At 46.3% G+C, this 23,597-nt stretch carries 14 protein-coding genes; 2 read left to right on the top strand and 12 right to left on the bottom strand.

The window, feature by feature from the left end:
* Position 1: 1 nt before the first annotated feature.
* Positions 2–3,235, top strand: coding sequence for a carbamoyl-phosphate synthase large subunit (gene carB / locus L1076_RS19120; protein WP_237304291.1), 3,234 nt, complete (start codon positions 2–4; stop codon positions 3,233–3,235).
* Positions 3,236–3,316: 81 nt separating this feature from the next.
* Here carB and L1076_RS19115 read toward each other — a convergent pair whose 3' ends face one another.
* Positions 3,317–3,709: a hypothetical protein gene (locus L1076_RS19115; RefSeq protein ID WP_237304290.1), complete on the bottom strand. Its 393-nt coding sequence runs from the start codon at positions 3,707–3,709 to the stop codon at positions 3,317–3,319.
* A gap of 545 nt (positions 3,710–4,254) precedes the next feature.
* Positions 4,255–5,121: a hypothetical protein gene (locus tag L1076_RS19110; protein ID WP_237304289.1), complete on the bottom strand. Its 867-nt coding sequence runs from the start codon at positions 5,119–5,121 to the stop codon at positions 4,255–4,257.
* A 269-nt stretch (positions 5,122–5,390) separates the two neighbouring features.
* Between L1076_RS19110 and L1076_RS19105 the strand changes: the two genes are divergently transcribed.
* Positions 5,391–6,170, top strand: coding sequence for a TSUP family transporter (locus tag L1076_RS19105; RefSeq protein ID WP_054756187.1), 780 nt, complete (start codon positions 5,391–5,393; stop codon positions 6,168–6,170).
* Here the strand turns inward: L1076_RS19105 and L1076_RS19100 are convergent.
* The 10 genes from L1076_RS19100 to gltB (L1076_RS19055) all read right to left on the bottom strand — a co-directional run bounded on the left by L1076_RS19100 (position 6,106) and on the right by gltB (L1076_RS19055) (position 23,235).
* Positions 6,106–6,966, bottom strand: coding sequence for a LysR family transcriptional regulator (locus L1076_RS19100; RefSeq protein ID WP_237304288.1), 861 nt, complete (start codon positions 6,964–6,966; stop codon positions 6,106–6,108). The genes L1076_RS19105 and L1076_RS19100 overlap by 65 nt on opposite strands.
* A gap of 130 nt (positions 6,967–7,096) precedes the next feature.
* On the bottom strand, positions 7,097–7,717 hold the full coding sequence (locus L1076_RS19095) for a TRIC cation channel family protein (RefSeq protein WP_038866298.1): 621 nt from the start codon (positions 7,715–7,717) through the stop codon (positions 7,097–7,099).
* 77 nt (positions 7,718–7,794) lie between these two features.
* Positions 7,795–8,619 (bottom strand): vitamin B12 ABC transporter substrate-binding protein BtuF, encoded by an 825-nt coding sequence (btuF, locus tag L1076_RS19090; protein ID WP_237304396.1) that lies wholly within the window; start codon positions 8,617–8,619, stop codon positions 7,795–7,797.
* Positions 8,619–9,572 carry a cobalamin biosynthesis family protein gene (locus tag L1076_RS19085; RefSeq protein WP_104028062.1) on the bottom strand — a complete coding sequence of 318 codons (954 nt, stop codon included), beginning with the start codon at positions 9,570–9,572 and terminating at the stop codon, positions 8,619–8,621. The genes btuF and L1076_RS19085 overlap by 1 nt, the downstream gene beginning before the upstream one ends.
* A gap of 14 nt (positions 9,573–9,586) precedes the next feature.
* Positions 9,587–10,282, bottom strand: a complete 696-nt coding sequence (gene mtnN / locus L1076_RS19080; RefSeq protein WP_039988072.1) for a 5'-methylthioadenosine/S-adenosylhomocysteine nucleosidase — start codon at positions 10,280–10,282, stop codon at positions 9,587–9,589.
* Positions 10,283–10,347: 65 nt separating this feature from the next.
* Entirely contained in the window at positions 10,348–10,776 is a 429-nt protein-coding gene (locus L1076_RS19075) for a DUF1499 domain-containing protein (RefSeq protein ID WP_039988073.1), read from the bottom strand.
* A 91-nt stretch (positions 10,777–10,867) separates the two neighbouring features.
* Positions 10,868–12,280: an FAD-dependent oxidoreductase gene (locus L1076_RS19070; RefSeq protein WP_237304287.1), complete on the bottom strand. Its 1,413-nt coding sequence runs from the start codon at positions 12,278–12,280 to the stop codon at positions 10,868–10,870.
* A 20-nt stretch (positions 12,281–12,300) separates the two neighbouring features.
* Positions 12,301–16,764: a glutamate synthase large subunit gene (gltB, locus tag L1076_RS19065; protein WP_237304286.1), complete on the bottom strand. Its 4,464-nt coding sequence runs from the start codon at positions 16,762–16,764 to the stop codon at positions 12,301–12,303.
* A 451-nt stretch (positions 16,765–17,215) separates the two neighbouring features.
* On the bottom strand, positions 17,216–18,685 hold the full coding sequence (locus L1076_RS19060; protein ID WP_237304285.1) for a glutamate synthase subunit beta: 1,470 nt from the start codon (positions 18,683–18,685) through the stop codon (positions 17,216–17,218).
* Complete coding sequence (gltB, locus tag L1076_RS19055) at positions 18,685–23,235, bottom strand: glutamate synthase large subunit (protein WP_237304284.1); 4,551 nt, start codon at positions 23,233–23,235, stop codon at positions 18,685–18,687. Before gltB (L1076_RS19055) ends, L1076_RS19060 begins: the two co-directional genes overlap by 1 nt.
* Positions 23,236–23,597: the final 362 nt, after the last annotated feature.

Below are 23,597 nucleotides of genomic sequence, written 5' to 3'. Positions count from 1 at the left end.
AATGCCAAAACGTACTGACATTCAAAGTATTCTTATTCTTGGTGCTGGTCCGATTGTTATCGGTCAGGCATGTGAGTTTGACTACTCTGGCGCACAAGCGTGTAAAGCACTGCGTGAAGAGGGTTACCGAGTTATCCTTGTGAACTCTAACCCTGCAACCATCATGACTGATCCAGACATGGCGGATGCAACTTATATCGAGCCAATCCAGTGGGAAGTGGTTCGCAACATCATCGCGAAAGAAAAGCCAGATGCAGTTCTACCTACAATGGGCGGTCAAACAGCATTGAACTGTGCTCTAGACCTAGAGAAGCATGGCGTTCTTGAAGAATTCGGCGTTGAGATGATTGGTGCAACGGCTGACGCTATTGATAAAGCAGAAGACCGTTCTCGTTTCGATAAAGCGATGAAGTCTATCGGCCTTGAGTGTCCACGTGCGGATACGGCTAAAACCATGGAAGAAGCTTACGGCGTTCTAGATATGGTTGGCTTCCCATGTATCATCCGTCCATCATTCACTATGGGTGGTACAGGCGGTGGTATCGCTTACAACAAAGAAGAATTTGAAGAAATCTGTCGTCGTGGTTTGGACCTTTCTCCAACCAACGAGCTTCTAATCGATGAATCTCTTATCGGTTGGAAAGAGTACGAGATGGAAGTGGTTCGTGACAAAGCGGACAACTGTATCATCGTATGTGCGATTGAAAACTTCGACCCAATGGGCATCCACACGGGTGACTCAATCACGGTTGCACCAGCGCAAACACTAACAGACAAAGAATACCAACTGATGCGTAACGCTTCTCTAGCAGTACTGCGTGAGATTGGTGTTGAAACTGGTGGTTCTAACGTACAGTTTGGTATCAACCCGAAAGATGGCCGTATGGTTATCATCGAGATGAACCCACGTGTATCTCGCTCTTCTGCTCTAGCTTCTAAAGCAACAGGTTTCCCAATCGCTAAGATTGCAGCGAAACTGGCAGTTGGCTTCACGCTAGACGAGCTAATGAATGACATAACTGGCGGCGCAACGCCAGCATCATTCGAACCAACAATCGACTACGTAGTAACTAAGATTCCTCGTTTTAACTTCGAGAAATTTGCAGGTGCTAACGACCGTCTAACGACGCAAATGAAGTCTGTTGGTGAAGTTATGGCTATCGGCCGTAACCAGCAAGAGTCTCTACAAAAAGCACTTCGCGGCCTAGAAGTTGGCGCGACAGGCTTTGACGAAATGGTTGACCTAGATGCGCCTGACGCACTAACAACAATCCGTCACGAACTAAAAGAAGCTGGCGCAGAGCGTATTTGGTACATCGCGGATGCATTCCGTGCGGGTATGTCTGTAGATGGCGTATTCAACCTAACGCAAATCGACCGTTGGTTCCTAGTTCAAATCGAAGATATCGTTAAGCTTGAGCAAGAGCTTAAAGCGAAAGGCTTTGCTGGTTTGAACAAAGACGAGCTTAACAAGCTGAAGCGTAAAGGTTTTGCGGATGCACGCCTATCTAAGATTCTAGGTGTAGCGGAAAGCGAAATTCGTCGTCTACGTGACCAATACGACATCCACCCAGTGTACAAGCGCGTTGATACGTGTGCAGCTGAGTTCTCTTCAGATACGGCTTACATGTACTCATCTTACGATGACGAGTGTGAGGCGAACCCAACAGACAAAGACAAGATCATGATTCTTGGTGGCGGTCCAAACCGTATCGGCCAAGGTATTGAATTTGACTACTGTTGTGTACACGCATCACTAGCTCTACGTGAAGATGGCTACGAAACTATCATGGTTAACTGTAACCCTGAGACTGTTTCAACGGATTACGACACTTCTGACCGTCTGTACTTCGAACCAGTAACTCTGGAAGATGTACTAGCAATCGCTCGTGTTGAGAAGCCAAAAGGCGTTATCGTTCAGTACGGTGGTCAAACGCCACTTAAACTGGCTCGCGCACTTGAAGCGGCTGGCGTGCCAATCATCGGTACTAGCCCTGACGCAATCGACCGTGCAGAAGACCGTGAGCGTTTCCAAGTTGCTGTTGACCGTCTAGGTCTTCTACAACCAGAGAACGCGACAGTAACGACGATGGAGCAAGCAGTAGAGAAATCTCGTGAAATCGGTTACCCACTGGTTGTACGTCCTTCTTACGTACTTGGTGGTCGTGCGATGGAAATCGTATACGACGAGCAAGATCTACGTCGCTACTTCAACGAAGCAGTAAGCGTATCAAACGAATCTCCAGTACTACTAGATAGCTTCCTAGACGACGCAGTTGAAGTCGATATCGATGCTATCTGTGACGGTGAGCGTGTGGTTATCGGCGGTATCATGGAGCACATCGAGCAAGCGGGTGTTCACTCAGGTGACTCAGCATGTTCTCTTCCTGCATACACGCTAAGCCAAGAAATCCAAGACGTAATGCGTGAGCAAGTTGAAAAGCTAGCGTTTGAATTGGGTGTTCGTGGTCTGATGAACACGCAGTTTGCTGTTAAGAACAACCAAGTGTACCTAATCGAGGTTAACCCTCGTGCAGCACGTACGGTACCGTTCGTATCGAAAGCGACTGGTGCGCCAATCGCTAAGATCGCAGCACGTGTAATGGCGGGTCAATCGCTAGAGTCTCAAGGCTTTACGAAAGAAATCATCCCACCTTACTACTCAGTGAAAGAAGTTGTACTTCCATTTAACAAGTTCCCAGGTGTTGACCCACTATTAGGCCCAGAAATGCGCTCTACTGGTGAAGTTATGGGTGTCGGTGCAACGTTTGCAGAAGCTTACTCTAAAGCTGAATTGGGTTGTGGCAACATCTACCCAGAAGGCGGTCGTGCACTTCTTTCTGTTCGCGAAGGCGACAAAGAGCGCGTTGTAGACCTAGCATCTAAGCTGTCTAAGCTTGGTTACCAGCTAGACGCAACACACGGTACAGCAGTTATCCTTGGTGAAGCGGGCATCAACCCTCGTCTAGTTAACAAGGTACACGAAGGTCGTCCTCACATTCTTGACCGTATTAAGAATAACGAGTACACCTACATCGTGAACACTGCAGCAGGCCGTCAAGCGATTGAAGACTCTAAAGTTCTTCGTCGCGGTGCACTGGCTGAGAAAGTGAACTACACGACTACGCTAAATGCGGCATTCGCAACTTGTATGGCACACACGGCAGATGCGAAGAGCACAGTAACTTCGGTTCAAGAGCTGCACGCAAAAGTGAAAGCTAGCCTAGAAGCGTAATAGATAAAAATCAGTAAGCCTGAAAAATAGGGCTTATATGACAACCTCATTGCCCGCTCATTTGAGCGGGCTTTTTTGTTTTTAAGGTTTCTTAAAATGGAGAGAGTTGAAGTGCGCTAAGAAAGCTTGGTAGAGCGGACTTTTATAAAGCATCAAACTAATAACTGAAAGTAACGTCCCTAAAGATGAAGAAACAGTACTGCCATTTGTAATGATAAAATTGACGCTACAAGTGAGAAGAATAAATGCAATAGTGACTAAGTTTACCTTTGCAGCAATACTCAGGCCTTTGCTGATTGTTAGGATGTTTGGTACGCATATTACTGTCGCAGTTATGGCGCCGAAGAGAGTGAAGTAAGTATCGAGATCAATTCGTTGAGAGAGAGAAAACCATTCATTCCAGATGCTTAGGCTTATTGCTAGACCAATGGTCAAGCATAAATATAAAGCTATAGGGAGAACTATTTTAGTCATGCGACCCTCTTTAATTTTTAAAATGAAATTTGGTATGTGTCCGACATTACGAAGTAATTCATAATTAGAACAGTGCTCCACATGCTGAGCTCTATAACTGTGGTAGTTATAAAATAAACTCTACTTATTTATTTTGTATACTCTCTTTTCCAGTAAAATATTGTAAGTCGACTCGTCTTTGCTAAATGTATAGTTATTAGACTTAGCAAATACATCAGCTAAGATAGTTGCAGGGTATAATGATAAAAAAGTAGTTATGGAGAGTGCTAAAAAAATCTTACTTGATTTTTTGAATTGGCTCTTAGTTACAAAGTTATTTGATATAATTGAGATGACAAGTATTCTTAAGCATTCAAAAAGAATGAAGCTCGCTCCAAGCATATATACATAGACTTGATCAAAAGTTGTTATTTCACTTTTAGTGGTTATATTGTCATAGAAGCCAGTTATGCCTTTTAGTGAGTATATAAATAGAGAGGTTGATGATATGATTAAGAATATCAAGTAGAATAATGCTTGTTTTCTATCGTAGTTACCATGCGTCATCACAGTAGTCCTTTGCTCATGTTCTGAGAAAATACCATTGAATGAGCTCTTCTGATAGTTTCGTTGTGTTCTTCTTCTATGTCGCTCTTTATGCTCTCTATATAGCTGTCAATAGAACGAATTAGCTTTTGAGTTAAGCCTTTATCCTGATCTTCCTTATTTAGATAAAGGCCAACAGCGCTACTTATTACAATGGCTGCAAGAATAGGTCCAGCACTTAAAGTCACAGTTACACCAGCAACAGAAGCTGCAAAATTAACAAATATGGCAGCAGCAGCTGATGAAAGTCCAACCTTAATAATATCGCTCGCTATAGTTCCTAATAGCTTAGAAAGGGTTTGCTTATCACCTAAGAAGTAATCAACAACTCTGTATGAGCTCAAAAGGATTATCGTGATAACACCACCGCTTTTTATCGATTTAAGAGCAGCTTCAGGCCCAACTGCAAATTTTGCAACTGTTGGTGTAGGTAATAATTTAGCAACTCCTTTTATCTTGACTTTGATAGCTGGCGAGCCTGTAACTATAATATGCGGTGCTCCAGAGTAGTTCTTGACAACTATCGTACTATTATTCCCGTACAAGTAATTTGCTAGGGTAGATATGAATACTAGGTCTTGTCCTGTAGCAAAATATCCAGCTGAGTTTTCAAACGTTGATTTAATGTTTTCCCAACGAGTTAGCCTTATTTTGTCTTTGATGTAATGTTTAACTATGACATCGAAACTATCTAAAGAAAAAATAACGACTTCTTTGTCACTTCTTTTTCTCTCACTTAGAGGATAAGCGCTACTGAATAAATCTGTACTTCGACTGTTACTGTGTTTTAGTGGGTAACTACTCATTAGTTGGTTTGCATCCTGCATTCGTTGTTTCTAAAGAATGATGATATAGAACAATGTTAAGCATCTAGTTTTATACCTTTGCTTCGGTTCGTCTTCTCAAGTTTGGGATTGTTTTTGCGACGGTACTCTAAACTTCATTTTTTCATTCGTGTTTTTGAGTTGCTTTTGCTAACTGTGCTCTTATTGATGAAAATCTGGAATAGGTTGGTGTCTTGAGTTTCCTTTTGTGCGTTTGTAAGGCAATGCTATCGTTGCCTCATCTGGTTACAAATATTTACAAGGACGCACGAGTGGAAATCACTTTCGAGATGTTAATTGCATTGTTTTTTGTCGCATCAGCAGCAGGATTTATTGATGCCATGGCTGGTGGTGGTGGTCTATTAACATTGCCAGCTCTACTAGCAGCGGGGCTTAGCCCAACTCAGGCATTGGCGACGAACAAACTCCAAAGCTCATTCGGAAGCTTCTCTGCTAGTTGGTACTTTGTGCGTAATGGTATTGTTAGCCTTAAAGAGATGCGCCTAGCGATTCTATGTACCTTTATTGGCTCTGCTATTGGGGCAGAGGCTGTGCAGTTTATCGATGCAGGTATACTCACTAGCCTTATCCCTGTATTGCTGATTGCGATTTCTCTCTACTTTTTGCTCTCCTCTACCTCTAAAATAGCGGAAGGGGAGCCGAAGCTTTCTGAAGCGATGTTCGCTTTGTGCGTTGGTGGCGGCGTGGGCTTTTACGATGGTTTTTTTGGTCCAGGTACTGGCTCTATCTTTGCGCTTTGCTTTGTCGCACTTGGTCACTTCTCTTTGGTTGATGCGACCGCTCGTACTAAGATTCTCAACTTCACCTCAAATATCGCGGCTCTGCTGTTCTTTATTCTTGCTGGTTTGCCTGTGTGGGAAATCGGTCTGACCATGGCGGTAGGTGGCTTTATTGGTGCTCAACTTGGTGCCAAAGTTGTCGTCACCAAAGGTCAAAAATGGATTCGACCTTTAGTCATTACCATGTCTATGTTGATGGCGACAAAACTTCTTTGGCAACAACATCACCAATGGTTCCTATCACTGTTTTAACTCTTGGTGACTGGTACACGTTTTGTCTAACGCAGATATGAATCGGTCGAATTAAAGATGTCAGTTGTTCGAACATAAAGCAGTTATGGTCAGGAATCTTTAACGCCCTAACGATCGATAACGGTATTAATGCTGGCGCTGCCCCTCCAAGTGCAAGTTGTGCAGCTGCAGTGTAGGCATCCATTTCCATCAATGGTTTGATACCGATTTTCTCTAATGCTGGCAGTTGGTAGCTATTGGACGGATTAGTTAAATCATTTGTGATGACTTTTTTCGGAAGTTCATTCAGTTGTTGATCACTAACGAGGAAAAAAGGTTCATCACATAAGTGGAAAGCCATCAAGCCGTGATGTGGTGGAAGCAAACCAGCGCAAAGTCCAATGGTTGCTTTACCGGATTGAACTCGCTCAACGATTCTAGGGCTGTGGTTGGTGGTTATGGTTAAGTACTGATCTTGCTTGAGGTAATCACCAATGGTTTTTCCAAGATAACCCGCAATAAGTGACTTTGAGCTATCGAGGGTGATTAATGATGTGTCCTCTAGCTCTTGTTGTTCATAGATAAGGCCACGTAACTCGTTAAAAGATGGCCCAATATTCTCGATCAAAGCCATGCCATCAGGTGTGAGTTTAATGGTTCTCCCCGAGGGTTCTACTAGCTTCTTTCCCAGTTTCTTCTCTAGGTTTGCGATACGTTTACTCACCGCAGATTGGCTGATATACAACAAACTCCCAGTGCGACTCATCGTTTTCGCTTTGCTTAAAACTAATAGTGTTTCGATACCTTCCAGTAACATGTCTATCCATGAATGTTGGGAATAATAGGCCTAATATAGCCAAGCTTGAGATGAGAAGCGACAGGTGATTTTACAAACAAAAAGAGCCGACGTATCAGTCGGCTCTTTTGCGTAAATTCATTCGTATCGATCAACGATTGATAGCAAAGGTTGGCAGTGACAAGTGCCAGCGAATCGCACCAAGGCGAATAATCAACGTTGAGATGACACCTGCGAGTAAAGCGACAGAGTGATCATACCCCATGCTTAGAGCCATGGTGTGGAAGATGCCGCCAATAATACAGGCCGTCGCGTAGACTTCACTTCGTAATACCATGGGTACTTCTCGTGCAAGCACATCACGGATAATACCGCCGCCGCAGCCAGTGATGACACCCATGATCACCGCCACCATACCAGATGCATTGTAGGCTAGCGCTTTTTCGACACCGATGCCGACGAATACCGCCAAACCAATTGCGTCACAGACAGGTAAGACCCACCAAGGCAAGCGCTTAGGGCGACGAATGAGAATCATCGTGAGCAAACAAGTGATGAAAATTACCCAAAGATAAGTGGTGTCAGTGATCCAGAAGACCGGGGTTGCGCCAAGCGCCATATCACGAATAGTGCCGCCGCCAATAGCTGTCACACTACCGAGTACGATCACACCGAAAGGATCCATCTTTAATCGGCCTGCGAGTAAAACGCCAGAAACCGCAAAGACAGCAGTACCGAATAAATCGATCATATAAAGCAGCATGGAGTCCATGTTACTTGGTACCTTTTAAACAAATTGTGGGGGAACAGAAATGGGACGGAAATTGTACGGGATTTCCAACGAAAACGTTAGCGTTTTTGCCGAACGGTTTCAAAGCGTTCACACACCTCTGTGATCGCGTTTAAGGTTCTTGGGGTTGGGCGGTTGATCCAGTCGGAATTGAGTGACCAAACATGGTTGTTCTTTAATGCTGGGATGTCGTTTTTCCATTCAGCCCACATGCCATCATTACTCATGGCATGGCGAGAGGTAAACAGGACTTCGGGTTGGCGAGTAATCACTTGCTCTATGCTGACTTGTGGGTAAGGGGCACTGCCTTTAGCAAAGATATTCTCGCCACCACAGAAGGTGAAGACTTCACTTGGCCAGTTCTTACCCGCAACGGTGATGATTGGCTTCTCACTCAATTGATAGAAGTAACTGACTTTATCCTCGGTATTGTATTTTTCTTTTAATGCTTCTAACTGCGCGCGAAATTCTGCAGCGGATTTTTGCCCAACTTCCGTCTTCTCGCTGTACTGGCTAAGTTGCTCAATGTTCGTAGCGATGTCTTCTAACGTTCCAGTAGTTGAGTAGTAGATAGGGATGTCAAACTGCTTGAGCTTTTCAAGTTCTTTAGCTGGATTACCTGCTGGCCAAGCGATAACTAAGTCGGGTTGAAGGGCAATGATGCGCTCTAACTTGATGCCTTGATAGTTTGATACTTTCTCTAAATCTTTAGCTTGCTCTGGGTAGTCACTCATCTCGCTGACGGCAATCAGCTTGTCACCAAGACCTGCAGCATAGGCGATTTCTGTTGAGTGTGGTGCCAGGCTGATGACGCTTTGAACTGGTTCATTGGCAAAAGAAGCGGCAGAGAAGATAAGAGGAAGAGCAAAGCAAAGTTTGTTCATCATAGTCCTTGATAAATAAGTCCGAGAATCAGGCTTTGGATAACGATCCAAGCAAAAATACGCCATACAATGAGGGTTTGGATTTGTGCTAAATGAATAGCAGATGGTGCTATACGACCACCAATTTTCGCTCGTTCAGCTCGTTGACCTTGGTACAGCGCTGGGCCGCCAAGTGACAATTGAAGTTTGTTACCAATTGAGCACAACAACCAAGCTGGCCCCGGAAGTGGCCAAGACTTCGCTTGTTGAAGCATGGCAGTCGAAACACTTGATAGGTTTTTACCCATGCTAATGAACACGGCAAACAAGCGTAAAGGAATAATCTCTAATGCAGCCGTTAGCTGAATAGCAGGCTTACCAAAAGGTGAATACTGACGGCGACTTGGGGACCAAGCACGAGCGAGCTCTGCCGTTAGGCGATACATTAACGCGCCAATTCCACCAGTCAATCCATACCAAAACAACACACACACAACGTTACGTCCGTAACCCATGATAATGGTCTCTGCACCTGCTTTACCAATACCAAGCAGTGATAAGCTCTCGGTATCTCGATTAAGGTAAGGCTTGAGTAACGCTCGGCACTGCACTTTGTTCTCATTCGACATTGCGGTGACAAGTTGTTTAGCAAGTGACTCGTTGTTTCGCCAGTCGAGAGCAATAAGCAGTAATGCCAGCTCAAATAAGGGCGCTTGCCAAACTAAGGGCTTCATCGCGAGCAGTAATATCAAGCAGGGTACGAGCATAAGAAGCAGTGCGAGCCCGCCAGAGATAATGCTTTGTGAGTAGTTGTGGTTGTTATTAACTTTGTTCGCCAGTTGTTCTGCGAATTTATGCCACAAAGTCACAGGATGAGCAGCGTGAGGAATGGGGATTAATAAATGAAATAGTAATGCGCCCCACATGACGAGGAGCGCACCATTGGCATAGAGCTGTTGAAATATTTCTTCCATGAAATTCTGGGGACTTACTTAGTCAGTTCCAACATTTTGCATACCATTTCTGAAGAGCTTTTCGCTGCTAGCGGTAGGAACTCTTCGAAGCTCATTGGTGATTCTTTGTCTGCTACGTCAGAGATAGCACGAACAACAACAAACGGTGTGTTGAACTGATGGCAAGTTTGAGCGATAGCAGATGCTTCCATTTCTACAGCTATAACTGAAGGGAAGTGTTTACGGATAAACTCTTGGCGTGCTGCCGTGCAAACAAACGCATCACCAGTACAGATCAGGCCGCGAACTGCGTGAGTGTTTTCCATCTGAGCCAGTGCTTTTTCAGCAAGGTCCATTAGCTTCTCATCCGCTTTGAATGCTGCTGGTTGGCCTGCCATTTGACCCATTTCGTAGCCAAACGCGGTTACGTCTGCATCGTGGTGACGAACTTCTGTTGAGATAACAACGTCGCCTAGGTTTAGGCTTGAATCGAAGCCACCTGCAGAGCCAGTGTTGATAACCACATCTGGTTGGTACTCGTCTAGCAGAATAGTTGTACCTACTGCTGCCGCTACTTTACCGATGCCAGATTGAAGCAGTACCACATCAACGTTGTTAATCTGACCAGAGAAAAACGTACAACCTGCTTTGCTCACTGTTTGGCAGTTTGTCATTGCTTCTTTCAGGATGGTGACTTCTTGTTCCATCGCACCGATGATACCAACTTTCATAACACTCTCTTTCGATAAAAATTTAAGTTGGCGAGAGTATATCACTCTGCACCAATATGTGGTCGTTATTTGATTAACTCAGCATTCGCCAACAGTGAACGTAATTGTTCGGCACGCTTACGGTTCACGCCAAAGTCTGAATAGCCAACACGAGATTCTGAGCGAACAATTAGCTGATCGCCTTCTACCTTAAGCTCTAAATCGTCCACAAAGCGCATGATTTTAGATGTGCACTCTACGCGTATGTAGTTGCCTTCTTTCACCGCTGTTTTCGCACCTGGCAGTTCAAGCGCCACTTGCTCAATTGCATCGATGTTCGTGGATTCGGTTAGGGTGAATGGTGTTAGGTTGTATTCTTCACGCGTGTCTTGGGTGGAGACGCAGTTGGGTTTGTCACCACAAGGTGATTGAGAACGATCCGTCATGGTTGTAACTCCTTGGCTACAAGCGGTTAAGCCGAGCAAAGTAATGGAAAGGAGAGCGGCTTTTTTCATTGGTTCTATCCCTTATCTTAGGAATTTAATTATATGTAATAAAAGAAAAAAGGATCCAATAGTAGGATCCTTTTTGAGACGTTAACAGTAATTAAACTTCAAGGTAATCGAGAATACCTTCTGCGGCTTTTCGACCTTCATCAATCGCGGTTACTACCAGATCTGAGCCTCGTACCGCATCGCCACCAGCGAAGATCTTTTTGTTGCTGGTCTGGAATTGGAACTCTTGTTTCGCAGGAGCTTTGATACGGCCCCATTGGTCCAACTCGACATCAAACGGAGCTAGCCAGTCCATTTTGTGTGGCTGGAAACCAAACGCCATGATAACGACGTCTGCTGGTAGAACGTGCTCGCTGCCTTCTACTGGTTCTGGGCGTCGGCGGCCTGCTTCATCAGGCTCACCAAGGGCAGTTTTCACCACTTTGACCCCTGAGACCTTACCTGCCGCATCGACTTCAATTCCTAAAGGCTGAAGGTTGAACATGAACTTCACGCCTTCTTCCTTGGCGTTTTTCACCTCGCGGCGAGAACCAGGCATATTGGCTTCATCACGACGGTAAGCACATACAACGTTTGATGCGCCTTGGCGGATAGAGGTACGAACACAGTCCATCGCGGTATCACCACCACCGAGTACCACTACGCGTTGCTTTGCCATGTCGATAAATGGTTTGTCGTGCTCCAAGCCCATGACCTTGTACGTATTTGAAATCAAGAATGGCAGAGCATCGTAAACGCCCGGCGCACCCTCATTTTCTAGTCCTGCTCGCATGTACTTGTAAGTACCAACACCCAAAAAGACAGCATCGTACTCATTAAGCAGCTCTTGCATTTGTACATCTTTGCCTACTTCCACATTCATCTGGAACTCAACGCCCATCTCGGTGAAGACGCGACGACGATTTTCCATCACGCCTTTTTCAAGCTTGAATGAAGGGATACCGAAGGTCAGTAGACCTCCAATTTCAGGATAGCGGTCAAATACGACAGGTTTCACGCCATTGCGGACTAGGATATCAGCGGCAGCCAAGCCTGCTGGTCCTGCACCAATGATGGCAACCCTTTTATCGGTCCATTCCACCTTGGACATATCAGGCTTCCAGCCCATTTCGAAGGCTTTGTCGGTAATGTATTTTTCAACGTTACCTATGGTGACAGCACCAAAGTCCTCATTGAGAGTACAAGAGCCCTCACACAGACGATCTTGCGGACACACTCGACCACAAACTTCAGGTAGGCTGTTGGTTTGGTGCGACAGTTCAACGGCTTCAAGGATACGGCCTTCATTGGCTAACTTTAGCCATTGCGGGATGTAGTTGTGGACAGGGCACTTCCATTCACAATATGGGTTACCACAATCCAAGCAGCGATCCGCCTGTGCAGTCGCTTGTTGTTTGGTAAATGGTTCATAGATTTCAACGAACTCGATCTTACGAACTTTGATAGGCTTCTTCGCAGGATCTACGCGTTGAACATCGATAAATTGATAAACGTTCTGACTCATGATTCAAACATCCTCCATGATTACTGGGCTTGAACGCGCAGTTCTGCGGCACTGCGACTCTGGTGACCAAGTAGCGTGCGTAAGTCCGCCGCTTGTGGTTTCACCAAGTAGAACTTTGGAATCCATTCATCAAAGTTCGCCAAGATATCTTCTGCGTGGCTAGAGCCGGTTTCTTCAAGATGTTCGGCAATCAGACCACGTAAGTGCTCTTGATGGATGTAGAGATCCGACAGAGAAATCGCTTCAACCGATTCGTTGTTCACGCGACCTTGGAAGTCTTGGTTCTCATCTAATACGTAAGCAAAACCGCCAGTCATGCCTGCGCCAAAGTTCACGCCTGTCGCGCCAAGAATGGCAACAATACCGCCGGTCATGTACTCACAAGCGTTGTCGCCAGCACCTTCAATGACGGCAATCGTACCTGAGTTACGTACGCCGAAACGCTCACCTGCTTTACCTGCCGCAAACAGTTTACCGCCGGTTGCGCCGTACAGACAGGTGTTACCAATGATGGTCGCCTCATTACACTTAAATGCAGTGCCAAGGTGAGGTTTGATAACCACCTTACCGCCAGCCATGCCTTTACCTACGTAGTCGTTTGCATCGCCAGTGAGGTAAAGCTCTACGCCACCCGCGTTCCAAACGCCAAATGACTGGCCTGCAGTGCCATTCAAATGCAGTTTGATTGGCGTCGCCGCCATGCCTTGGTTGCCGTAACGTTGAGCGATTTCACCGGATAGGCGAGCACCAACAGAGCGGTCGGTGTTGATCACGTTGTAGAAGAAGCTAGCAGATTGACGTTTCTCAACCGCTTGTAGTGCGTCTTCAATGATCTTGTTGTTTAGCTCTGCTTTATCAAATGGTGTATTTGGCTGTGTCCAGTAAAGAGGGTGTCCTTCTGGAGAGACTGGCGCCTCAAGGATATTCGACAGATCTAGCTTGGTTTGTTTCGCTGTCAGACCTTCAACGGTTTCCAACAAATCCGTGCGACCAATCAAGTCAGTCAGTTTTTCAACACCAAGTTCAGCGAGCAATCCGCGCACTTCGTCCGCCAGACCGATGAAGTAGTTCATCACCATTTCCGGTAGACCTTTGAAGTACTCTTTACGCAGCGTTTCGTCTTGAGTCGCGACTCCAGTAGCACAGTTGTTGAGGTGACAAATACGTAGGAACTTACAACCCATTGCCACCATTGGCGCAGTACCAAAACCGAAGCTTTCTGCACCGAGAATCGCCGCTTTCACCACGTCTAGACCAGTTTTTAGACCACCATCTACTTGTAGTCGGATCTTGTGGCGCAGACCATTAGCAACCAGTGCTTGTTGTGTCTCTGCTAATCCTAACTCCCAAGGGCTACCTGCGTATTTCACTGAAGTTAAAGGGCTTGCTGCGGTACCGCCGTCGTAACCCGAAATGGTAATGAGATCTGCGTAAGCTTTCGCTACACCTGTTGCGATGGTGCCGACGCCTGGTTCAGATACTAATTTCACTGAAACTAGCGCATTTGGATTGACCTGCTTTAGGTCGAAGATCAGCTGGGCCAAATCTTCAATCGAATAAATATCGTGGTGCGGAGGAGGGGAGATCAGAGTCACCCCTTGTACCGAATAACGCAGTTTTGCGATTTCTGCGGTGACTTTGTGTCCCGGTAACTGGCCACCTTCACCCGGCTTCGCACCTTGTGCCACCTTGATTTGCAGTACGTCTGCATTGGTGAGGTAGTGAGGCGTGACACCAAATCGTCCCGATGCGATTTGCTTGATGCGCGAGTTACGCTCTGTGCCGAAGCGGCGTGGATCTTCACCACCTTCACCCGAGTTTGAGTGGCCGCCGAGACGGTTCATCGCCATCGCTAGTGCTTCGTGTGCTTCGGGGCTGAGTGCGCCAATGGACATCGCTGCAGAATCAAAGCGTTTGAAGAGTTCTGTATTAGGCTCAATTTGCTCTAAAGGTAGCGGTGAATCTGATTTCTTCAGTGACATAAGGTCACGAAGCATAGCAACAGGGCGTTGGTTCACCTGCTTAGCAAAGCTCTGGTAATCGTTGCTTTCTCCCGATTTCACAGCGGTTTGCAGTGTGCTTACTACGTCAGGGTTGTAGGCATGATATTCACCATCATGGACATATTTTAATAGTCCACCATGGTCGATGGCTTTGCGCTTCGCCCATGCTTTGCGAGACAGGTTATACAAGTCTTGTTGGAAGTCTTCGAAGCTTGCCCCTTCAATACGAGTCGTCACGCCTTTAAAACATAAATCGACTAATTCTTGGCTTAAACCAACCGCTTCAAATAGTTGTGAACAACGGTACGATGCAATGGTGGAAATCCCCATCTTCGACATGATCTTGTACAGACCTTTATTGATGCCGTATTGGTAGTTTTGCATCACATCGCGATAGTCTTTATCAAGCGCACCATCGTCAATCAGTTTACCCAACGCCTCATAGGCTAGATATGGATAAACGGCCGTTGCACCAAAGCCAAGCAAGACAGCAAATTGATGCGGGTCGCGCGCTGTGGCAGTTTCAACCACAATATTGGCGTCACAACGCAAATTTGCATCAATCAAGCGAGTTTGTATCGCACCGACGGCCATAGCCGCAGGGATAGGCAGTTTGCCTTTGACTAAAGCTCGATCGGAAAGCACAACCAAAACGGTGCCTTCACGGACAACGTGTTCGGCTTGATCACACAATTCATTGATGGCTTGCTTTAGATCTTTCTGCTGTGGATCGTAGTTGATATCGAGAATGGTATTACGGTAATGATCGTCACCAAGCTCGAGTAATTGTTGCATGTCTGAGTAAAGTAATACTGGAGAATCGAAGGTGACTCGGTACGCGTGGCCATCGGTTTCACAGAAGACGTTCATCTCCTGACCAATACTGGTTGCCAGTGACATCACGTGCTTTTCACGCAGTGGATCGATTGGCGGGTTAGTTACCTGAGCAAACTTCTGACGGAAATAATCCGTTACCAAACGCTCTTTGGAAGAAAGGACGGCCATCGGGGTGTCATCACCCATAGAGCCAACCGCTTCTTGGCCCACATCGCCGAGCACTCGAAGTACTTGATCGACTTCTTCATTGCTCATGGCGAATTGCTTTTGATAAGTCCTAAGTACGTCTTCATCAAAGCTGCGTTCACCGACTTGATCTTCAGGTAGCTGAGAAAATGGCGTCAGTTTGCGAACGTTATTTTCCATCCATTCACGATAAGGATGGCGAGATTTCAGGTCATTATCGATTTCACTTGATTGCCACAACTTGCCTTTGCGTGTGTCGACAACTAATAGCTCACCCGGACCAACTCGGCCTTTTTCGGCGACTTCATCTGGTGCGTAATTCCAAATCCCCACTTCAGAAGCCAAGGTAATGAATTTGTCTTTAGTAATCACGTAGCGCGCAGGACGTAGACCGTTGCGGTCTAGGTTACATGCTGCGTAACGACCATCTGATAGTACGATCCCTGCTGGGCCATCCCATGGTTCCATATGCTTTGAGTTGAAATCATAAAAAGCACGCAGGTCTGGGTCCATGTCTGGGTGGTTTTGCCATGCTGGTGGCACAAGCATGCGCATTGCACGGAAGATATCCATCCCGCCAGAAAGGAACAGATCCAACATATTATCTAGGCTGGAAGAGTCTGAGCCTGTCTCGTTGACAAAAGGTGCGGCCGTTTGTAAATCGGGCAGCAGTGGGGAAGAGAACTTATAAGCTCGTGCTCTAGCCCATTGGCGATTCCCTTCGATGGTGTTGATCTCACCGTTATGTGCAAGATAGCGGAATGGCTGAGCCAGTGGCCAACGCGGTTGAGTGTTGGTAGAAAAACGCTGGTGGAACAGGCAGATAGCGGATTCCATGCGTAGATCAGCAAGATCAAGATAGAAGCGCGGTAAGTCCGCAGGCATGCACAAGCCTTTGTACACCAGAACTTGTGTCGACAAGCTACAGATGTAGAAATCTGGATCTTCAGTGATTCGTTTCTCGATACGACGGCGTGCAATGTAAAGGCGGCGTTCAATATCACGCTCGCGCCAGCCTGCCGGTGCAGAAATAAAGACTTGCTGAATATTCGGAAGTGAGTCGGCAGCAATTGGGCCGAGAACCTCTGAATTGGTTGGGACGTCGCGCCAACCTGCAATCGTTAAAGTTTCTTGGGCGAGTTCTTTGTTTACGATGTCTTTTGCTTGTTGAGCTTTAACAGGGTCTTGATTGAAAAAAATCATGCCCACGGCATATTGTTTGCCTAGATTAAAGCCATTTTCTTCAGCGATCAGGCGTAAGTAGGAATCGGGTTTTTGTAGTAGAAGACCACAACCATCACCAGTTTTGCCGTCAGCGGCGATACCACCACGGTGGGTCATGCGGTCAAGTGCAGAAATTGCTGTTCGAACCAGCTTGTGACTTTGCTCCCCTTCCATGTGAGCGATTAAGCCAAATCCACAGTTGTCTTTCTCAAGACTTGGATCATAAAGAGCCATTGCAATTCTCCCTTTGCTTATCTGTCGTCCGACAGATATATCAACACTGCTCAAGTTGATAATGATGACTAACTATGCGTCACTTTTATGGTTTTACGTATATTTATTCAATAAAAATCGTCAATTATCTTAACAAAAAATGGTTGTTTTATTTTCATCGACTTCACAACCTATAGCTTATTGTAAAAAAGGTCAAGTTATTAGTGAATCATCACGTGAATATGCGATTTACCATTTAATTGGCTAAAATATTTCAATAAATTCAGCTAGATAGGAATTTAATTGTTACAAAAAAGTAACATTTGATTCTGTGAGGCATAAAAAAGACCAGCACAAAATGCTGGTCAAAATAAAAAGATTGGAAGGAACTGTTTTCTTTTCTTATCACCAGCCATCGATACTACTGATGGCTGGATTTATGACTTAAAAAGAGGAAGCGAGAGCACTCCCTTTAAGCTGAAAGCATTAATGAATCTGCTTTCGCTTCTAGGTTTGTGCCACCCATCAAATAATCATCGATGGCACGAGCTGATTCACGGCCTTCATTGATACAACGAACAACCAGAGATTGGCCTGTACGCATATCACCAGCAGCAAATACGCCTTCTTGGTTAGTAGCAAAACCTTGGGTTGCTACGTTACCGCGATCATCTAGTGCGATGTCCAGTTGAGCAAGAACACCAGTTGGTTCCGGATGCAGGAAGCCCATAGCAAGGAATGCCATATCACATGGGATCACACGCTCACTGCCTTCGGCCTCTTTAAAGTTTGGACGCTCGCCTGGCTTCGCTTCTTCCCAAACAATATCGGCAATACGCAGACCAGTCACTTCACCTTGCTCATTGCCGATGAACTCTTTGGTTAGGATATTCCAGTGACGATCAACGCCTTCTTCATGGGAAGTCGATGTACGCATGATCATTGGATACTGTGGCCACGGCATGTTTGCTGGGCGTTTTTCTGGCGGAATCGGCATGATCTCAACCTGAGTAATGCTTGCTGCACCGTGACGGTTTGATGTACCTACACAGTCAGAGCCAGTATCACCGCCACCGATGACAACCACATGTTTACCTTTTGCGTGAATTTCTTCCGTTTTTAGGTCCATGTTATTTGCACGACGGTTGTTTTGACCAAGGAACTGCATGGCAAAGTAAACACCATTTAGCTCGCGCCCAGGAACTGGAAGATCACGTGGAACGGTTGAGCCACCAGTAAGAAGCACAACATCGTATTCTTGACGAAGTTGTTGAGCGTTTACGTCGACACCGATATGTTGGTTTACTTTGAATTCAATGCCAGCTTCTGCCATCAGGTTGATCTTGCGATCAATGACATCCATGCCCAGCTTGAAATCAGGGATACCAAAACGTAGTAGGCCACCCACTTTCTCGTCTCGTTCGAATACCTTCACCGTATGACCAGCGCTGTTTAGCTGCTCAGCAGCCGCAAGGCCAGCAGGACCCGAACCGATGATCGCAACGGTTTTGCCTGTGCGAGAACGTGGTGTTTTTGGTTTGGCGTAACCTTCACGATACGCCGTTTCTACGATGGTTTTCTCGATGTTACAGATAGTAATTGGGTCTTGGTTGATGCCAAGAACACAAGCACTTTCACATGGAGCAGGACAAACACGACCAGTAAATTCTGGGAAGTTATTGGTTGAGCTTAGAATGTTCCATGCTTCTTCCCAGCTATCACGATAAACCGCATCGTTAAACTCTGGAATGATGTTACCGATAGGGCAGCCGTTATGACAAAACGGCACACCACAGTCCATACAACGAGAAGCTTGAGTATTGATCTTGTCACCAAACTCCTCGTTCAGAACGAACTCTTTGTTGTTCTTGATACGTTCAGCTGGATCGATCTTTTGTGGTAGTTCACGACCATGCTCTAAAAATCCAGTAGGCTTACCCATTATACGGCCTCCACTTGAGTTTCGTTTCCTTGAGACTGTGCTTCAGCTTTACGCTTTTGAAGAACCGCTTTGTAGTCACGCGGCATTACCTTAACCATAGAGGCTAGGCTTGCTTCAAAGTTGTCTAGGAAAGACTGAGCGACTTCACTTCCTGTGAATTGAACATGCTTAGTTAGCATGTCGAGTAATAGATCTCTGTCTTCTTGCTCGATTGGATCTAGGTCTACGAGTTCTGGGTTCAGTTTTGACTCAAAGTCGCCTGATTTATCCCACACATAAGCTACGCCACCACTCATACCTGCGGCAAAGTTACGACCTGTTGAGCCGAGGATGATGGCTTCACCGCCAGTCATGTACTCACAACCGTGGTCACCGACGCCTTCTACTACGACTTTCGCACCTGAGTTACGAACACCGAAACGTTCACCAGCCATACCGCGGATGAAAGACTCACCCGAAGTTGCACCGTAGAAACACACGTTACCAACTACGATGTTGTCTTCTGCGACAATGCTTGATTTCGCGTCTGGGTAAAGTACTAACGTACCGCCAGATAAGCCTTTACCCCAGTAGTCGTTCGCGTCGCCTTCCACTTCGAACTTCACGCCCTTAGCGAGGAATGCACCGAATGACTGACCTGCAGAACCTTTGAACTTCACGTTCATTGGTTGAGGTAGACCCGCATCTTTGTACACTTTCGAGATTTCGTTCGACAGCATGGTACCTGCAGAACGGTCCGTGTTAACGATAGGGAACTCGGCATTCACCGCTTCGCCTTTCTCGAGTGCAGGAATCGCTGCTTGAATTAGCTTGCGGTCTAGTACTTCTTCTAGGTTGTGGTTCTGCTGAGCTTGGTTGAATACACCATCAGCTTCGCGTGGTTGCTCAACGTGGAGAACAGGAGACAGATCTAGGTTCTTGTATTTCCAGTGAGAAACGTCTTGGCGAATCTTCAGCTTCTGACCTTGACCGACCATCTCATCGATAGTGCGGAAGCCAAGTTCAGCCATGATTTCACGCAGACCTTGTGCCATGTATTGGAAGAAGGTTACGACGTCTTCAACGCGACCATCAAAGCGCTCGCGAAGTGTCTTGTTTTGAGTCGCGATACCAACAGGACAGGTATTCTTATGACACTTACGCATCATGATACAACCTTCAACCACCAAGGCTGCGGTTGCCACGCCCCATTCTTCTGCACCAAGTAGTGTTGCCACTGCAAGGTCACGAGGTGTCTTCATCTGACCATCTGCTTGAACCACGATACGGTTACGTAGGCCGTTCTTCAGTAGCGTTTGGTGCGTTTCTGCCAAACCAAGTTCCCAAGGAAGACCGGTATGACGGATTGAAGACATTGGTGAGGCACCAGTACCGCCGTCGAAACCTGCGATTAGTACAACGTCCGCTTTCGCTTTTGCTACACCAGAAGCGATCGTACCTACACCTGCTTCTGATACCAGCTTCACGTTTACACGGCCCGCACGGTTCGCGTTCTTCAAGTCGTAGATCAGCTGAGCCAAATCTTCGATTGAGTAGATATCGTGGTGTGGTGGTGGCGAGATAAGGCCAACGCCTGGAGTCGAGTGACGTGTTGCACCGATCCAGTCGTCTACTTTATCGCCTGGTAGCTGACCACCTTCACCTGGTTTCGCACCTTGAGCCATTTTGATTTGCAGCTCTTCAGCGTTAGTTAGGTAGTAAGAGGTTACGCCGAAACGACCAGAAGCCACCTGCTTGATTGCAGAGCGTTCCCAATCGCCGTTTTCTTTACGCTCGAAACGCATTGGGTCTTCACCACCTTCACCAGAGTTCGATTTCGCGCCAAGACGGTTCATCGCAACAGCCAGTGTGGAGTGTGCTTCGTAAGAAATAGAACCGAATGACATAGCACCCGTCGCGAAGCGTTTCACGATGCTTTCAATTGGCTCGACTTCGTCGATAGAGATAGAACCGGCTGGATTCTTAATGAATTCTAGCTGGCTACGCAGAGTTACCGCGTTGTCACCTTGTTTATCTACTGCTGTCGCGTACTGCTTGAACTGATCGTAGTTCTTGTTGCGTGTAGACTCTTGCAGTAGAGAAATGGTTTCTGGGTTGAATAGGTGCTTCTCACCACGCTGTTTCCATTGGTAAACACCACCAACATCCAGCATTTGAATTGGAATTTCGCGTTGTGGGTAACCGATGCGATGACGGATCAGCACTTCTTTGGCGATATCATCAAGGGTTAGACCTTGGATACGAGAAACTGTACCTGTGAAGTATTTGTCGACCACTGATTTGTGGATGCCCAAGGCTTCGAAGATTTGCGCGCCGTGGTATGACTGTAGCGTAGAGATACCCATCTTCGAGAAGATCTTCAGAAGACCGCCATTGATCGCTTTACGGTAGTTGTTGAACAGATCGCGAGGGTTCGCTTCTGGATCCAACTTCTTAGTACGTTGAAGCTCAATGATGGTTTCAATCACTAGGTATGGGTTAACTGCATTCGCACCGTAACCAAGTAGCGTTGCAAAGTGGTGCGTTTCACGTGCGTCACCGGTTTCAACCACGATGTCACACTTCGCACGCAGACCTTTACGGATCAAATGGTGGTGTACTGCACCAACCGCCAGCATTGCTGGGATCGCCGCGTGGTTTGAGTTCACTGCACGGTCAGTTAGTAGGATGATTGAGTAACCATCGATAACTGCGTCTTCTGCGTATTGGCAGATACGTTTTAGTGCTCGCTCAAGCTTGCCTTGATCTTCATTGGCTTGGAACACGATATCCAGCGTCTTCGCTTGTAGGTGCTCGTTATCGATCGCACGCAGTTTTTCAAGCTCTGAGTTCGCCAGAACAGGTGATTCTAATTCTACTTTCTGACAGTGAAGTGGTGTTTCAGTCAGAAGGTTTTGGTCTTTACCCAAGTAAGTGTTCAGCGACATAACCATACGCTCACGGATCGGATCGATCGGTGGGTTAGTTACCTGTGCAAACAGCTGTTTGAAGTAGTTTGAAAGGTGCTGAGACTGATGAGATAGAACCGCAAGAGGCCAGTCGGCACCCATTGCTGACAGTGGCTCTTTCGCGTCATTCGCCATTGGAACGATGATTTCGTTCACTTCTTCAGTGCTCACACCGAAAGCTTGCTGACGATGCAACAAACGCTCTGGAGAAGGTTGGCTGAACTGGTTGCTCGCATCTGGCAGCTTCTTCAAGCTCAGCAGGTTTTCTTCTACCCACTTCTCGTAAGGCTGTGCCGTTGCGATGGTGTCTTTCACTTCTTCATCAGAGATGATGCGACCTTGCTCTAGATCTGCAACGAAGATACGACCTGGTTGTAGACGACCGCGGAACTCTACGTTCTCTGGTTCAATATCCACAACACCAGATTCAGATGCCATCACTAGGAAGTTATCTTTGGTCACTGTGTAGCGAGAAGGGCGCAAACCGTTACGGTCTAGTGTCGCACCAACTTGAACACCATCAGTAAAACATACTGAAGCAGGACCATCCCATGGTTCCATGATGTTCGCGTGGTACTGATAGAACGCGCGACGTTTAGGATCCATGTTTTTGTTTTCTTGCCATGCTTCCGGGATCATCATCATCAATGCGTGTGGCAGGCTGCGACCAGAAAGAACTAGGAGCTCAAGTGCCATGTCAAAGTTAGATGAATCCGAGCTGCCTTCCTGACAGATTGGAAGAAGCATGTCGATTTCAGCCTGAGTAAACAGGTCTGATTCTAGGATTGCTTCACGGGCTTTCATCCAGTTCAAGTTACCGCGAACTGTATTGATTTCACCGTTGTGGGCAATGTAACGGAAAGGCTGTGCAAGACGCCATTTCGGGAAGGTATTGGTAGAGAAACGAGAGTGTACCAGTGCCAGTGCGGTCACCATGGTCGGGTTTTGCAGATCAAGGAAGTACTGAGGTACTTGCTCGGTCGTTAATTGACCTTTGTACACCAATGTCTTGTAAGACATTGAGTTAATGTAGAAGTCGTCACCAATGTTAGAAACGCTTTCTAGGCAAACACGTACAGTGTAGTTACGAAGTACGTACAGTTTGCGCTCTAGCTCTTCAGGTGTGATGCCAGGACCGCCAGAGATAAACACATGCTCAAACTGAGGCTCTGTGCTTAGAGGGTCTGCACCGATCATTGAGTTGTCGGTTGGCAGTACTCGGTAGCCGATAACTTCAAGATCTAGACGTTGTGCGTTACGTTCTAGAATGTCACGGCATTGTTCGCGTTTGTATTCGTCTTTCGGGAAAAGAACGACACCAACACCATACTTTTCAAACGAAGGCAGTTTAATGCCTAGCTTAACGGCTTCTTCTAATAGGAATTCATGAGGTTTCTGTAGCAAGATACCCGCACCGTCACCGCTACATGGGTCACAGCCTTGACCACCACGGTGTTCCATGCGAGCCAGCATATCTAGTGCTTGAGTCACTACTTCATGAGATTTACGGTTTTTAAGGTGAGCAACAAAACCGATACCACAAGCGTCATGCTCCAGCTCCGGAGTGTACAGACCCTGTGAATTTTGCTCTCTATCTACCATAGATACATCCTTCCAGTTCAATGTCGACGCAAGAATCCCAGACAGATCTTGGCTGTCTTAGGTACGCTCTGTGCGTCTTGTCCTTTATATTTATGATTCGAAACCGACCTAGGTTGGTCAGTTTTGATTCCTTTCCGTATCTCGCAGGAAAAATTTTGCGAGAAAAACAATCCTTGGTGATATCCCTTTATTTATTATCACTATCTAGTGATTTATATCGGTGGGAGCGGGGTATCGCCGACAATTCCCGCAGTTGTCATTGTAATAAAAGTCACAAAAACAGCGGGGTTGTGTAAGTATCCTACAATTTTGTGACTTCGTAATGCAATGAAAAGTCGCTTTTGTGACCCAATTTTTTCGTT

The organism is Vibrio sp. MMG023 (assembly GCF_021654215.1).
GTDB lineage: Bacteria > Pseudomonadota > Gammaproteobacteria > Enterobacterales > Vibrionaceae > Vibrio > Vibrio jasicida.
Note: the sequence above shows the minus strand (reverse complement) of the source record. Positions and strands in the feature narration are given on the sequence as shown.

What these genes read in the sequence shown, in the direction of transcription:
- carB (WP_237304291.1), top strand. Translation starts at nt 2, where the DNA reads ATGCCAAAACGTACTGACATTCAAAGTATTCTTATTCTTGGTGCTGGT.
- L1076_RS19115 (WP_237304290.1), bottom strand. Translation starts at nt 3,709, where the DNA reads ATGACTAAAATAGTTCTCCCTATAGCTTTATATTTATGCTTGACCATT.
- L1076_RS19110 (WP_237304289.1), bottom strand. Translation starts at nt 5,121, where the DNA reads ATGCAGGATGCAAACCAACTAATGAGTAGTTACCCACTAAAACACAGT.
- L1076_RS19100 (WP_237304288.1), bottom strand. Translation starts at nt 6,966, where the DNA reads ATGTTACTGGAAGGTATCGAAACACTATTAGTTTTAAGCAAAGCGAAA.
- L1076_RS19095 (WP_038866298.1), bottom strand. Translation starts at nt 7,717, where the DNA reads ATGGACTCCATGCTGCTTTATATGATCGATTTATTCGGTACTGCTGTC.
- btuF (WP_237304396.1), bottom strand. Translation starts at nt 8,619, where the DNA reads ATGAACAAACTTTGCTTTGCTCTTCCTCTTATCTTCTCTGCCGCTTCT.
- L1076_RS19085 (WP_104028062.1), bottom strand. Translation starts at nt 9,572, where the DNA reads ATGGAAGAAATATTTCAACAGCTCTATGCCAATGGTGCGCTCCTCGTC.
- mtnN (WP_039988072.1), bottom strand. Translation starts at nt 10,282, where the DNA reads ATGAAAGTTGGTATCATCGGTGCGATGGAACAAGAAGTCACCATCCTG.
- L1076_RS19075 (WP_039988073.1), bottom strand. Translation starts at nt 10,776, where the DNA reads ATGAAAAAAGCCGCTCTCCTTTCCATTACTTTGCTCGGCTTAACCGCT.
- L1076_RS19070 (WP_237304287.1), bottom strand. Translation starts at nt 12,280, where the DNA reads ATGAGTCAGAACGTTTATCAATTTATCGATGTTCAACGCGTAGATCCT.
- gltB (WP_237304286.1), bottom strand. Translation starts at nt 16,764, where the DNA reads ATGGCTCTTTATGATCCAAGTCTTGAGAAAGACAACTGTGGATTTGGC.
- L1076_RS19060 (WP_237304285.1), bottom strand. Translation starts at nt 18,685, where the DNA reads ATGGGTAAGCCTACTGGATTTTTAGAGCATGGTCGTGAACTACCACAA.
- gltB (WP_237304284.1), bottom strand. Translation starts at nt 23,235, where the DNA reads ATGGTAGATAGAGAGCAAAATTCACAGGGTCTGTACACTCCGGAGCTG.